Annotated in this window: 11 protein-coding genes and 1 pseudogene; 6 read left to right on the top strand and 6 right to left on the bottom strand. The window is 64.3% G+C overall.

Translation table 11 applies throughout. The annotated features are described in order from the left end of the window. From AC2TC0_RS03125 to AC2TC0_RS03110, 4 genes and pseudogenes are all read left to right on the top strand, one after another. A pseudogene (locus tag AC2TC0_RS03125) lies at positions 1 to 263 on the top strand (GIY-YIG nuclease family protein). A 126-nt stretch (positions 264 to 389) separates the two neighbouring features. After that, entirely contained in the window at positions 390 to 3,590 is a 3,201-nt protein-coding gene (locus tag AC2TC0_RS03120) for an isoleucine--tRNA ligase (RefSeq protein ID WP_484716022.1), read from the top strand. Between the two features lie 135 nt (positions 3,591 to 3,725). Beyond that, positions 3,726 to 4,259: a signal peptidase II gene (gene lspA / locus AC2TC0_RS03115; RefSeq protein WP_484716021.1), complete on the top strand. Its 534-nt coding sequence runs from the start codon at positions 3,726 to 3,728 to the stop codon at positions 4,257 to 4,259. 7 nt (positions 4,260 to 4,266) lie between these two features. Then, positions 4,267 to 4,686, top strand: a complete 420-nt coding sequence (locus tag AC2TC0_RS03110) for a DUF3035 domain-containing protein (RefSeq protein ID WP_484716020.1) — start codon at positions 4,267 to 4,269, stop codon at positions 4,684 to 4,686. A gap of 106 nt (positions 4,687 to 4,792) precedes the next feature. On the opposite strand, the gene AC2TC0_RS03105 is transcribed toward AC2TC0_RS03110, so the two are convergent. Both AC2TC0_RS03105 and dxs read right to left on the bottom strand, forming a co-directional pair. Next, complete coding sequence (locus AC2TC0_RS03105) at positions 4,793 to 5,227, bottom strand: hypothetical protein (RefSeq protein WP_484716019.1); 435 nt, start codon at positions 5,225 to 5,227, stop codon at positions 4,793 to 4,795. Then, entirely contained in the window at positions 5,224 to 7,155 is a 1,932-nt protein-coding gene (dxs, locus tag AC2TC0_RS03100) for a 1-deoxy-D-xylulose-5-phosphate synthase (RefSeq protein ID WP_484716018.1), read from the bottom strand. The genes AC2TC0_RS03105 and dxs overlap by 4 nt, the downstream gene beginning before the upstream one ends. An 81-nt stretch (positions 7,156 to 7,236) precedes the next feature. On the opposite strand from dxs, the gene AC2TC0_RS03095 reads away from it, so the two are divergent. Further along, entirely contained in the window at positions 7,237 to 8,295 is a 1,059-nt protein-coding gene (locus AC2TC0_RS03095; RefSeq protein WP_484716017.1) for an MBL fold metallo-hydrolase, read from the top strand. Here the strand turns inward: AC2TC0_RS03095 and AC2TC0_RS03090 are convergent. Continuing rightward, on the bottom strand, positions 8,212 to 8,517 hold the full coding sequence (locus AC2TC0_RS03090; RefSeq protein WP_484716016.1) for a hypothetical protein: 306 nt from the start codon (positions 8,515 to 8,517) through the stop codon (positions 8,212 to 8,214). The two genes, AC2TC0_RS03095 and AC2TC0_RS03090, sit on opposite strands and share 84 nt — an antisense overlap. Next, the gene (locus AC2TC0_RS03085; protein WP_484716015.1) at positions 8,514 to 9,983 is read right to left on the bottom strand and encodes an Nramp family divalent metal transporter; all 1,470 of its coding nucleotides are present in this window, start codon (positions 9,981 to 9,983) and stop codon (positions 8,514 to 8,516) included. The genes AC2TC0_RS03090 and AC2TC0_RS03085 overlap by 4 nt, the downstream gene beginning before the upstream one ends. A 128-nt stretch (positions 9,984 to 10,111) precedes the next feature. Between AC2TC0_RS03085 and AC2TC0_RS03080 the strand changes: the two genes are divergently transcribed. Then, positions 10,112 to 11,539, top strand: coding sequence for an HD-GYP domain-containing protein (locus AC2TC0_RS03080; RefSeq protein ID WP_484716014.1), 1,428 nt, complete (start codon positions 10,112 to 10,114; stop codon positions 11,537 to 11,539). On the opposite strand, the gene AC2TC0_RS03075 is transcribed toward AC2TC0_RS03080, so the two are convergent. Together AC2TC0_RS03075 and AC2TC0_RS03070 are read right to left on the bottom strand one after the other, a co-directional pair. Next, on the bottom strand, positions 11,528 to 12,553 hold the full coding sequence (locus AC2TC0_RS03075; RefSeq protein WP_484716013.1) for an alcohol dehydrogenase catalytic domain-containing protein: 1,026 nt from the start codon (positions 12,551 to 12,553) through the stop codon (positions 11,528 to 11,530). The two genes, AC2TC0_RS03080 and AC2TC0_RS03075, sit on opposite strands and share 12 nt — an antisense overlap. After that, positions 12,553 to 12,972, bottom strand: coding sequence for a DUF4267 domain-containing protein (locus AC2TC0_RS03070; protein WP_484716012.1), 420 nt, complete (start codon positions 12,970 to 12,972; stop codon positions 12,553 to 12,555). Before AC2TC0_RS03070 ends, AC2TC0_RS03075 begins: the two co-directional genes overlap by 1 nt. Positions 12,973 to 13,001: the final 29 nt, after the last annotated feature.

Below are 13,001 nucleotides of genomic sequence, written 5' to 3'. Positions count from 1 at the left end.
ATGGCCAACAAGCGTAACGGCACGATATATATCGGCTGCACCAGCGACCTTCCCCAGCGCGTCTGGCAACACCGCGAAGGTGTCATCTCTGGCTTCACCAAGCGGTACGGCTGCAAAATGCTGGTCTGGTTTGAAGCGTTTGACGATCTTCAGGAAGCGCGAAAAGCGAATTGCAGATGAAGGAATGGCAGCGGAAATGGAAACTGGAGCTGATTGAGAAGCTCAACCCTGAATGGAATGATCTGTTCGACACGCTGGCATAGCTGGGCCCCGGCTTTCGTCGGGGAACGACCTTAACATGCTTGCTCCCCGGCGAAAGCCGGGGTCCAGCGCCCAACCCAAGCCTTTCGCTTGAGAGAGCGGCGCTTTGCCCCTAAAGCCCGCGCACCATGACCGAAGCCAAAGCCCCCGTCGATTACCGCGACACCGTCTTCCTGCCGACCACCGACTTTCCGATGAAAGCCGGGCTGCCGCAGAAGGAACCGGCGATTGCCGCAAAATGGGAGGCTGAAAAGCTTTACGACCAGCTGCGCGATGCCCGCCGCGGGCGGCCCAAGTTCATGTATCATGACGGCCCGCCCTATGCGAACGGCGACATGCACATCGGCCATGCGCTCAATCACACGATCAAGGACATGGTCTGCCGCACGCAAAATCTGCTGGGCAAGGACGCGCCATATGTGCCCGGCTGGGACTGCCACGGCCTGCCGATCGAATGGAAGGTCGAGGAGCAGTATCGCAAGAAAAAGCAGGACAAGGACCAGATCCCCCTGCTCGAATTCCGCGCCGAATGCCGCGCCTATGCCCAGCATTGGGTCGATGTGCAGCGCAGCCAACTAAAGCGCCTCGGCATCATGGCCGATTGGGACCACCCCTATCTCACCATGCAGCCCGAAAGCGAGGCGACGATTGTCGCGGAGCTTTTGAAGCTCGCCGCCGACGGCCAGCTTTATCGTGGGGCCAAACCGGTGATGTGGTCGCCGGTGGAAAAAACTGCCTTGGCGGAGGCTGAGGTTGAGTATGAGGATATCACCTCGACCCAGATCGACGTGGCATTCGAGATTGTGGAATCGCCCATCCCCGAACTGGTCGGTGCGCACGCGGTGATCTGGACCACGACGCCGTGGACGATCCCGGTGAACCAGGCGATCGCCTATGGGCCGGAGGTGGATTACCACCTTTTTTCTCTTTTCGCTGAGCCAGGTGGTGACGCCAAGACTAGCTCTGTCGCCGATGAACGCATGGCGCTTGCCGGAATTCCAATCGGTCAGAAGGTGTTGATCGCCGCACCACTCGTGCCGTCATTCATCGCTCGGCTTCAACGCATGGCTGATCAAATCGACTGGTCTGACCTATGTGACGCAACACCAACTGTAGTTCAGTTGTTCCAAAAGTGGAACTTCAAGGGCTCAGACCTCGCCGGAACCATCGCGCGGCATCCGCTAGCCAAGCTGTTCTCCGGCGAAAGCCGGAGCCCAGGGCAGCCTGACGCAAACGGTGCGGATACGGCGCTGGACCCCGGCTTTCGCCGGGGAGCAGAGGGTGTGGGTTCCAACCTCAACCCAGCCTCCCCGCTCGCCGAATTTTTTCTCCGCCCCCGCCCCTTCTTGCCCGGCGATTTTGTCACCACCGACAGCGGCACGGGCCTCGTCCATATGTCGCCCGACCATGGCGAGGATGATTTCGACCTGTGCAAGGCGCACGGCCTGAACCCCGTCTTCGCGGTCGAGGGCGACGGCAAATATCGCGCCGACTGGGCGTGGCTCGGCGGGCAGGGCAGCGTCATCAACCCCAAATTCAACGCCCCCGATGGCCCGATCTGCTCGGACCTGCGCGAAGCAGGCGCGCTGCTCGCGGCGAGCGCCGATTACCAGCACAGCTATCCGCACTCGTGGCGCTCCAAAGCCAAGGTCATCTATCGCTGCACGCCGCAATGGTTTGTGCCGATGGACAAGCAACTCCCCTCCCGCTTGCGGGAGGGGCCGGGGGTGGGCCTGTCTGTCGCCGCCACAGCTAATCCCGACCCGACTCACCCACCCCTAACCCCTCCCGCAAGCGGGAGGGGGACACTCAGGGAGATCGCCCTCGCCGAAATCGCGCGCGTGGCCTTCACCCCCGACAAGGGCCGCAACCGCATCGGCAGCATGGTCGAAGGCCGCCCCGATTGGGTGCTGTCGCGCCAACGCGCGTGGGGCGTGCCGATCACGCTGTTCGTGAACAAGCAAAGCGGCGACTATCTGGTCGACGAAGCCGTCAACGCCCGCATCGTCGCCGCGGTGCGCGCGCAGGGCATCGACGCCTGGACCCCCGAAACCGCGCACAGTTTCCTTGGCGACGCGTACAACGCTGACGATTGGGAGGCCGTGCCCGACATCCTCGACGTGTGGTTCGATAGCGGCACCAGCCACGCCTATGTGCTGGACAGCGGGCGCTGGCCCGATTTGAGCTGGCCCGCCGATATCTATGTCGAGGGCTCCGACCAGCATCGCGGCTGGTTCCAATCCAGCCTGCTGCACAGCTGCGCCACGCGCGGCCGCGCGCCGTACAACCAGATCCTGACCCACGGCTTCACCATGGATGCCAAGGGCATGAAAATGTCGAAGTCCTTGGGCAACACCGTCGATCCCAACAAGGTCATGGAAACCTATGGCGCCGACATCATCCGCCTGTGGGCGCTCTCCGTCGATTTCACCGAAGATCACCGCATCGGCGATGAGATACTGAAAGGCGTCGGCGACCAGTATCGCAAGCTGCGCAACACCTTCCGCTACCTGCTCGGCGCGCTCGATGGCTTTGGCGAGGATGAGCGCGTCGCGGTGGCCGATATGCCCGAGCTCGAGCGCTATATGCTCCACCTGCTCGCGCAGCTCGACGCGACGTTGAAGCAGGCGGCGGAAAGCTATGACTTCAACAGCTACACCCGCGCGCTCAGCGATTTCTGCAACGAAGACCTCTCGGCCTTCTATTTCGATATCCGCAAAGACAGCCTCTATTGCGACATCGGCCCCGCCGCGCCGCTGGGCACCGCCAAGCGCCGCGCGTACCGCACCGTGCTCGATACGCTCTTCCACGCCCTCATCCGCTACGCCGCCCCGGTGCTGGTGTTTACGGCCGAGGAAGTGTGGGGGACGCGCTATCCCGATGGCGGAAGCGTGCATTTGGTGGAATGGCCGGTGCTGCCAACTCCGTTCCCCGGCGAAAGCCGGGGTCCATCACCCGATGGTGCCGTGACGACAGACCCGGAGATGGGCCCCGGCCTTCGCCGGGGAACGGAATTGGTCGAGAAGTGGGATCAACTGCGTGCGTTACGTGAGCAGGTGAACGAAGCTATCGAGCCACTTCGGCGAGAGAAGACCGTCAGGTCGAGCCTCGAAGCTGAGGTTATAGTCGGCGACGAACTTGCCACACAATTTTCTTCGCCGGATTTGGCAGAGCTTTTCATCACGGCATCGGTCGAACGACTGCAGCATAGCAACCGCATCACCATCACCCGCACCACCCACCACAAATGCGGCCGCTGCTGGCGTCACCTGCCCGAAGTGACCGAGGACGGCACCTTGTGCAATCGCTGCACCGATGTATTGGGCTAATCCCAACACCGTAGCCCTGAGCTTGTCGAAGGGCGTGGCGCGTTCATGCGCCGGCCGCGACGACTGCTCCAGCCCGCTGGACGCCCTTCGACAGGCTCAGGGCTACGGTGATATCATCAGGACCAATGCTGCCCCATGACCACCCGCTCCCCCCACCTGTCGACCGGTTTGTCCATCGCCGCGCTGGCTTTCTTCCTCGACCAGCTGACCAAATTCGTCATCGTCGATGTGCTGACGCTTGAACGGCGCGGCAGCATTGCGGTGGTGGAGATTTTCGACCTCACCTGGGCGGAAAATTGCGGCATCGCGCTGTCGCTCTTGTCCAAATGCAACGACACCACGCGCTGGAGCCTGGTTGCACTGACCGGGGCGGTCGCGATTGCCGTCCTCGTCTGGATGACGCGCGAAAGGTCAAAGGGCGATGTCGCCGCGCTCGCGCTCATCTTCGGCGGCGCGCTCGGCAATATCGTTGACCGGGTGCGCTATGGCTATGTCGTCGATTTCGCCGACCTGCATTTCGGCGATTTTCGCCCCTTCCTGATTTTCAACGTCGCCGACGCGTGCATCACCATCGGCGTGCTGCTGCTGGTCGCGCGCGCATTGCTGTTAAGCGACAAGTCAGATAGTGAAGTCGACAAAGGCGAACCGGCCAGCGCGGCCAAGGAGTAAATGCCACGTGACTGCCAAGCGTAAAATTGCCGCCACGACGTTGATCGCCGCCACCTTGGCGGGCTGCGGCTCGACCAGCCTGTTCAACCGCGACCGCCCCGATGAAATGGCGGTGCAGCGGCAGGCGCCTTTGGTCGTCCCGCCTGATTTCGCGCTCACCCCGCCCGCCCCCGGCGCCGCGCGCCCGGGCAGCGAGTCGACCGCCGAGCAAACGCTGCGCGCGCTGTTCGGTGGCCCCTCGGCGCGCAGCGCCAGCGAAGCGCAAGTGGTCGCCGCCGCCGGCGCAACGCGCGCTGACCCCGGCATCCGCAGCCAGGTCGCCGATCCGGGTGTGCAAGTCGTCGACAAGGGCCTGATCGTCCGCGACATCCTCGCCGCCCCCGAAGGCGACGGCCAAAGCGCGCAGGCAGCGATCCCGGGGCGGTAACTCCGCCTTACGCCCACCCTGTTCCTAAACCCCGTCCGCCCTGAGCTTGTCGAAGGGCCGTTCTTTCCTGGCGAGGGTCAAAGTGAAGGACGGTCCTTCGACAAGCTCAGGACGGACGGCTTTTGGGTGATATTGCGTCCGTGAATGGGCCATCAAACAGCCAAACTGCAAAATTGCGCACGGTGGTTGATTGGTCCGGATTCCATTCTGGCCACTGTTCCCAATTATGGCCTCGAGCGGCGCAATAGCGTTCCAGCCAGTCGTTTGGTTCCTCGTCGTCGATGCCCAAATCCTTGATGAAGTCATCGTCGGGGTGCGGCTTCAGACCGAAATCACAATAAAATTCCAACTCGTCCCACAGAAACTCAGCGATGTCAGCACTCGCGTCATTAGTAAGGAGATCAATAAACTCTTGTCTTGACACGTTCGCGCGTCGGCGCAGCAGCTCATTGGCCTTTGCCTTCCGCTGCCGTGTTCCGATGACCCCAATCAAGATGAGCAGCAAAATACCAAGAGCAGCGCCAGACCACCACTCAATCACGCCACCCCGCCAACCTCGCTCACCACGCCGGCGCTATTGTGGCGCAGCGCTTTCAGCACGCAATCGACAATCTGCGGCGCATTCAGCCCCGCCGCGTCATATTGTTTGTCGGGCGAATCCTGGTCCTGGAACACATCGGGCAGGCGCAGCGTGCGCAGCTTCAGCCCCGCGTCGATCAGCCCCTCGTCGCTCGCCAGCGTCAGCACATGCGCGCCAAGGCCGCCGATACTGCCTTCCTCCACCGTCACGCACACCTCGTGCGTCGCCAGCGTGCGGCGGATCAGCTCTTCGTCCAATGGCTTGGCAAAGCGCAGATCGATGACGCTGGTCGACAGGCCCCGCGCTTCCAGCGTGTCGGCGGCCTTCAGCGCCTCGGCGAGCCGCGTCCCGAGCGAGAAAATTGCCACCTTTTTGCCGTGGCGCACCACGCGACCCTTGCCGATTTCCAGGCGTTGCGGCACTTCGGGCAGCGGCACGCCGGTGCCCGATCCGCGCGGATAACGGAACGCAATCGGCCCATCGTCATATTCGGCCGCCGTATAGGTCATGTGCACCAGCTCGGCCTCGTCCGCCGCCGCCATCACCACCATATTGGGCAGCGTCGCCAAATAGGTGACATCGAACGAGCCGGCATGCGTCGAGCCATCGGCCCCGACCAGCCCCGCGCGGTCAATGGCAAATCGCACGGGCAAATTCTGGATCGCCACATCATGCACGACCTGATCATAGGCGCGCTGCAGGAAGGTCGAATAAATCGCACAGAATGGCCGCATGCCTTGTGCGGCGAGTCCTGCGGCAAAGGTCACCGCATGCTGTTCAGCGATACCGACGTCAAAGGCGCGGTCGGGATGCCGCTTGGCAAAGCGGTCGACGCCTGTGCCGCTCGGCATCGCCGCCGTAATCGCCACAATGCGCGCGTCGCTGTCGGCGAGGTCCGCGAGCGCGTCGCCGAACACATTCTGGTACGCGGGCGGCCCCGGCGGGCCCTTTTGCTGCTCGCCGGTGACGACATTGAATTTCTGGACGCCATGATATTTGTCGGCCGCCGCCTCGGCAAAGCGATAGCCCTTGCCCTTTTGCGTGACGACATGGATCAGGCACGGCCCCTCGGCGGCATCGCGCACATTTTCGAGCACCGGGATGAGGTGGTCGAGATTATGCCCGTCGATCGGACCGACATAATAAAAACCCAGCTCTTCGAACAAGGTTCCGCCCATGGCGAGGCCGCGCGCATATTCGTCGGTGCGTTTGGCGGCGATATGCAGCGGCTCGGGCAAGCGCCGCGCAAATTTCTTCGCGATCTCGCGCAGTTCCAGGAAGGGCCGCGACGATACCAGCTTGGCGAGGTAGGCCGACAGCCCGCCCACCGGCGGCGCAATCGACATGTCATTGTCGTTCAAAATCACGACCAGCCGGTTGCCCGCCTGCGTCGCATTGTTCATCGCCTCATAGGCCATGCCGGCCGACATCGACCCGTCGCCGATCACCGCGATGGCGCGCCCCGGCTGGTCCTTGATCTTGTTGGCGACGGCAAAGCCCAAAGCGGCGGAAATGCTGGTCGAGCTGTGCGCCGCGCCGAACGGGTCATATTCGCTCTCGCTGCGCTTGGTGAAGCCGCTGAGGCCGCCGCCCTGCCGCAGCGTGCGAATCCGGTCGCGCCGCCCCGTCAATATCTTGTGCGGATAACATTGGTGTCCGACATCCCACACCAGCCGGTCATCGGGGGTGTTGAACACATAATGGATCGCGGTGGTCAATTCGACCACCCCCAGTCCGCTGCCCAGATGCCCGCCGGTCACGCCGACGGCGGCAATCATCTCAGCGCGCAGTTCATCGGCAAGCTGGCGAAGCTGGTCGGGGCGCAGTTTCCGCAAATCGGCGGGGATATTTACCGTATCGAGTAACGGCGTCGAAAGGCCTTCGGTCATCACGCCAGCATATCGGCCCCCATTGTAACTGTCGAACAAAAAGGCAAAGTGCCAAAACCAGACAATCGGGGGAGGCGGAAGATGGCACAGCGCAAAGTGGCAACCGGCTGCGGGCTGGTGGCGGTGTTGCTGGTCGCGGCAATCACGGTCGCCTTTGCGATGCGTGAACGCATCATGCTTGCCCTCTTCGACCGCGCGGTCGCGACGGCGATGTCGCCGCCACCCTATGCCAGCGACGGGCTTCACATCCTGTTCTGCGGCACTGGGTCGCCACTGCCCAGCCCCGACCGCGGCGAAGCCTGCACTGCGGTGATCGCAAACGGCCAGCTCTTCATCTTCGACGCGGGCGAAAGCGCCGGCCGCAGCCTCAGCCGCATGGCCGCGCCGCTGGGCCGCGCGCAGGCGGTTTTCCTCACCCACCTGCACAGCGACCATATCAACGGCCTTGGCAATCTTGCGCTCTTGCGCTGGGTCGGCAGCACGGCAAAGGCACCGCTACCGCTGCTTGGCCCCGTCGGCACGGCCGAAGTCGGCGCCGCCTTCAACGCGGCCTATCGCATCGATGCCGGTTACCGCACCGCGCACCATGGCGCGGGTGTCGCGCCGCCGTCTGGCGCGGGGGTCGCACCGCGCGAAGTTGACCCCGGCGTCGTCTATGATGCCGGCGGCGTGCGCATCACCGCCTTTGCCGTCAAACACGACCCGGTCAGCCCCGCTTATGGCTACCGGCTCGACTGGGACGGCCGCAGCGTGACGATCAGCGGCGACACCGCCGCGACGCCCGCGCTCGCCAAGGCGGCAGTGGGCACCGACATCCTCGTGGCCGAAATGCTCAACCCCGCACTCGTCAAGCGCATGTCGGCTGCCGCAGCCGCAAACGGCCAGCCACAGCGCGCCAAAATCTTTGCCGACATCATCGATTATCACATCACCCCGGCACAGGCGGGGCAGGCCGCGCATCAGGCGCGTGCGCGTCAGCTGGTCTTCACCCACATCGTCCCCGCCGTCCCAGGGTTTATGGAGGGGATGCTGGTCAAAGGCGCAAGCGCAACTTACTCAGGTCCGGTCAAAATCGCCGCCGACGGCGACGTCGTCACGATCGCCGCCGACAAGAGCATCACCCGCAGCAACAGATTCTGATTTGGCCGCTTCTGATTTGGCTGCCGCCCCCACCTGCGCATACAGCCCGCGTACCATCATGTCGGTGAACACCAGCATCACGCCAATCCCGCCGACCAGCAGCACGATGACGAGCGCCGGAAACGGCCCATAATTGCTCATGCCAAACTGCCGTGCCGCGACCGCGACGCCCAATGCGGCGAACATCAGTATCCAGCCAATACGGCGCGGAATGGGCGTCATCCACCGCTACCCAGACTGGTCAGCCACAGGATGACGAAGAAGCCATAGAATAGCGCCATCACCACCAGCGCGCCCCGCCGCCACAGCGGCGGGCGCAGCTCGGGCGGCAACATCGTCGTGTTGATATACAGAATGTGCAGCGATGAAATCACCATCACCACCCCCGCAACATTGGCGCTGATCTGCAGCAGGAAAAAGGGCGCGGCCAGCCCCATGGCGATCAGCCCCCAGCCGACAAAAATCGCCAGCACGCTGTAATAGACGCCGCGCACATCGCCTTTGCTCCAGCGCCGCACCCGGCGGCTACCTGCCCATAAAATATCGGTCACGGCGCGCGTCGTGCCTTCCAAAATGTCGAGCTGCGTTTTGAACAGCAGCCATGCCCCCATAAAGGCAACCGCGATGGCAAGGCCCGTGCCGGCGCCAAAGCCGTTGGCCAGCGCGGCGGCGACGCCCAGCCCGCGAATGTCCTCGCCCGTGCTCAGCACCGAGGTATAGAGGATGGCGGGCAACGCCATGCCCAGCAGCGCGCCCACAAAGAACACGCCCCACTGGTCGGCGCGCACGATGCGCCACCAGCCGCGCCAACGGTCCATATTGGCGGCGTCGGGCGCAAACACGCTGCCGGTATGCGCCAGCGGTGCGGCCTTTTCTCCCGCCGCCGCTGCCGAGATAAAGCCGACCACCCCGCCCATTCCGAACCCTTTGTCGCGCGACCAGTTTGACAGCGTCAGATTGCCCACCCCGCCGACGCCCGAATAGGCGGCGAAGGCCCCGATCAAAAACCAGTCGGCGTCTTGCGGCATGAAATTGAACCCGCCGTTCAGCCAGTCATACCCCGCAAAGCCCGTTGCGGCGGCCACCCAGCGTTCGGGCGGCGCGACGATCACGCACAGGATGAACAGCCCGGCGAGCACGGTCGAAACCAAAATCCAGTTCAATATCTCCAGCGTATGTTCGATCCGCCGCCCGACCAGCAAGATTGCGACGCAGGCGAGGTAAACGCCGACGCCGATCCAATAAACCTGCCCGCTCGCTGCCTCGTCCGCCAGCTTGCCCGCAAACAGATAGAATATCGCGCCCGCCGCCGCCCCCGCCCACGCCGGCCAACCCGTTTGCGCCAGATAGAGCAGCGCGTAAACACACGCCCAGAACCGCGCGTGCGGCCGCGTCCGCATGAAACCGATCACCGCCGGTTCGCCGGTGTAGAGCGTATAGCGCACCAGCTCGGTATTCAGCACCGTCTGCAGGAAAATCGCGATGCTCGACACCCACAGCAGGGTCAGCCCATATTTGACGAACACCGCCGGGCCAACCAGCCATTCGCCGCTGCCAATCGCGCTCCCCAGCAAAATCGCGCCCGGGCCGATGACGGCCAGTATCTGCAATCCCTGCGTCGGCGGCGGTGCGGGCAGATCGGCCCGGTTCCATGGCTCCAGCCCCGTACGTGCTTCGACTGCCGCCATTGCCCCACTCCCCCCGCGCTCGTTTTTGGCTGTTGCACAACGGGACAGCCCCTTGTCCCACCGCAACACCCCTTAACACCTTGCAAACCTTAACGTCGCAATCATCGCGGTGAAAGGCGAATCGGACCATGTTTCAGCGGCACGGCGACCAATTCACACCAGCATCCGGCGGCACCGGCGACAGCGCATTGGCGGGCATATTGGGGGCCTTTTCCTACGCGCTGGACATGACCGAGGGGCAGCCGGCGGGGCACAGCATCCGCGCCTGCTGGATCGGCACCGCGCTCGCCAGCCACATCGGCATCACCGGCGCGGCGCTCAGCGACATTTACTACGCCGTGCTGCTCAAGGATCTGGGGTGCAGCGCCAACGCCGCACGCGTCGCGCAATTGTTCGTCGGCGACGACCGCCAGCTCAAGCATAATTTCAAGCTGATCGGCCCCAAGCCTGAAGATTTCGGCGGCTTCATTATGACCGAAGTGGGCGTCGGCGCGATCGATGATATCCGCTCTTCGGCCATCGACCATCTGCTCGCCAACGCCCCGACCGAAATGACCGACATCATGGCCACCCGCTGCACGCGCGGGGCCGATATCGCACGGCAGCTGCGCTTTTCAGAGGATGTCGCGGCGGCCATTGCCCATCTCGACGAACATTGGGACGGCAGCGGCCTGCCGCTCGGCATCGCGGGCGAGGCGATCCACATGGGCGGGCGCATCGCGCTGCTGGCGCAGATCGCCGATGTGTTTTTCACCGCTTACGGCCCGGAGGAAGCCCGCACCGAAATCGCTGCGCGCAGCGGCAGCTGGCTCGACCCCGCGCTCGCGGACGCTTTCCTCGCCCTGTCGGCTGAGCCGGCTTTCTGGGCGTCGCTCGCAGCGCCCGACCTCGAATCCCGCCTGTTCGACCTGCCTCCCGCGCGTGTCGATCGTCCCGTCGATGCCGTCTATCTGGACGATATCGTTTCCGCCTTCGGGCAGGTGATCGATGCCAAGAGCCCCTATACCGGCGGGCACAGCGAGCGTGTCGGGATGATTGCCGACGCGGTCGCCGCCGAAATCGGCCTGTCCGCGACGGCGCGGCTGCGGCTGCGCCAGGCGGCAATGCTGCACGACATCGGCAAGCTCGGCGTGTCGAGCCACATTCTGGAAAAGCCCGGCCGCCTCGATGAACAGGAATGGGCGGTCATGCAAAGCCACGCCGCCGAAACCGGCGCGATCTTGAGCCGCGTTGCTGCGATGGCCGACATGGCGATGGTTGCCGCCGCGCATCACGAACGATTGGATGGCAAGGGCTATCCACTCGGCCTCGACGCGCGCAGTATCGGCCTGGAAACGCGGATTATCTCGGTCGCCGATTTCTTTGACGCGCTGACCGCCGACCGCCCCTATCGCGCGGCCATGCCGGTGGATGCCGCGCTCGGCATCATGCGCAGCGAAGTCGGCGGTGCGCTCGACGCCGCCTGTTTTGCCGCGCTCGAACGCGCGCTTGCCGCCGGAAAGCTCGACTTTGCCCCGGCTCCGGCCCCGGCCATGCCGCAGCGGCTAGTCGGCTAGGAACACAATCTTCGGCCCCGCTTCGTCCATCGCATCCACCGCATCGGCAAAGCCCGCGGTGCGGTGCGTTACGGCTTCGGGCTGCAATTTGCCGCAAGCGATGCACCCCAGCACGGCGGGCACGCTGGCGCGCGCGTGCACGCGCCCGGTGTGGATGCTGATCCCTTTGTAATAGGCCTGGTGTAGCGGTACCGGCGTGGTTGTGCCCAGATGGATGCTCACCACCGTCAGCACGCCGTTGGCCGCCGTCGATTGCACCGCAAAGCCCAGCGCCGCGGCGTCGCCCGCCGCCTCGACCACAATGTCATACTGTTCGGGCTTGCGGCCGTCGCTCAGCGCCAGCGGCGCAGCCGCGGCCCCCAGCATTGCGGCGCGCGCGCGCCGGTCGGCGTCGTCATCAAGGTAGGTCACGCGCGCGGCGCCCAGCGCCACCGCAGCAGCAGCGGCATAAAGCCCGACGCTTTGCGCAAGCCCGCCGATCACCAGCACGCTGGCCCCCGGCCGGTCAGCGAGCGGCCCTGCCACCCCGCGCCAGCCATCGGCGATATTGTCGGATATGTTGGCCGCCACCGCCACATCCATCGCCGCAGGGATCGGCACCAGCATATGGTCGGCAAAGGGCACATGCACCGCGTCGGCAAAGCCGCCACCAAAGTCGGGGCGTGGCCCGGCAGCCAGTCCATAGCTGGCAAAGGGTGGAAAAGCGGTGCAGCTGTTGGTCCACCCTTTGCGGCACGCCTCGCAGCGCCCGCACGACAGCTGGAACGGCACAATCACCCGCGTCCCCGGCACCACCGCGGCCTTCGGTCCCGCATCGACAACTTCGCCAACCATCTCATGGCCAAAGGCAAAAGGGCCGGGAAAGGGAACGCGCCCGGTGACAATATGATAATCGAGGTCGCAGCGTGCGACCGCCAGCGGGCGAACAATCGCGTCGGTATCGCAGGTCAGCTGCGGTGCAGCAACGTCGCGCCATTCAAGCTTGCCGGGGGAAAGGAAGGTCAGCTGCCGCATCACCCCGCCCCTTCGCGCTGCTTCGCCAGCCGCAGCAGCAATAGCGCCGTGACCACCAGATAGGCCGCAATGATGATATGGCGGACGACAATGCTGCTTGCGCCGCCCGCTGCATTGACTTGTGCGGCGTCCGCGACCGGCATGACGACCGCGACGGCGGCAAACAGCCCCAGCGCGCGAAACTGTCGCGATGCCAGCAGCGCCGCCGTCACCAGCGCCAGAAACAACGCCCTGCTGGCATAAACCTGCACGAACCCGGCATCGGCATCGGCCGCGCCAGCCAGCCCGAAGCGCACCGCAAAGGCCGTCGGCGCGGCGAATGCCTGCCACGCATTATACACCATCATCACCGCGATCAGCGCGGAAAGCCAGACGGCAGCGCTGCGCCAGGGAAAGGGAAGGGAAGGGGATAGCGACATAGTCCAGACTCCTGCTCTGCCGGACTTTA

The organism is Sphingopyxis sp. sgz302558 (assembly GCF_057220455.1).
The sequence above is the reverse complement of the archived record's forward strand: the minus strand, read 5'-3'. Positions and strand labels throughout refer to the sequence as shown.

Coding starts and splice junctions, on each gene's coding strand:
- lspA (WP_484716021.1), top strand. CDS start 3,726: ATGACCACCCGCTCCCCCCACCTGTCGACCGGTTTGTCCATCGCCGCG.
- dxs (WP_484716018.1), bottom strand. CDS start 7,155: ATGACCGAAGGCCTTTCGACGCCGTTACTCGATACGGTAAATATCCCC.
- AC2TC0_RS03075 (WP_484716013.1), bottom strand. CDS start 12,553: ATGCGGCAGCTGACCTTCCTTTCCCCCGGCAAGCTTGAATGGCGCGAC.
- AC2TC0_RS03095 (WP_484716017.1), top strand. CDS start 7,237: ATGGCACAGCGCAAAGTGGCAACCGGCTGCGGGCTGGTGGCGGTGTTG.
- AC2TC0_RS03120 (WP_484716022.1), top strand. CDS start 390: ATGACCGAAGCCAAAGCCCCCGTCGATTACCGCGACACCGTCTTCCTG.
- AC2TC0_RS03070 (WP_484716012.1), bottom strand. CDS start 12,972: ATGTCGCTATCCCCTTCCCTTCCCTTTCCCTGGCGCAGCGCTGCCGTC.
- AC2TC0_RS03085 (WP_484716015.1), bottom strand. CDS start 9,983: ATGGCGGCAGTCGAAGCACGTACGGGGCTGGAGCCATGGAACCGGGCC.
- AC2TC0_RS03080 (WP_484716014.1), top strand. CDS start 10,112: ATGTTTCAGCGGCACGGCGACCAATTCACACCAGCATCCGGCGGCACC.
- AC2TC0_RS03090 (WP_484716016.1), bottom strand. CDS start 8,517: ATGACGCCCATTCCGCGCCGTATTGGCTGGATACTGATGTTCGCCGCA.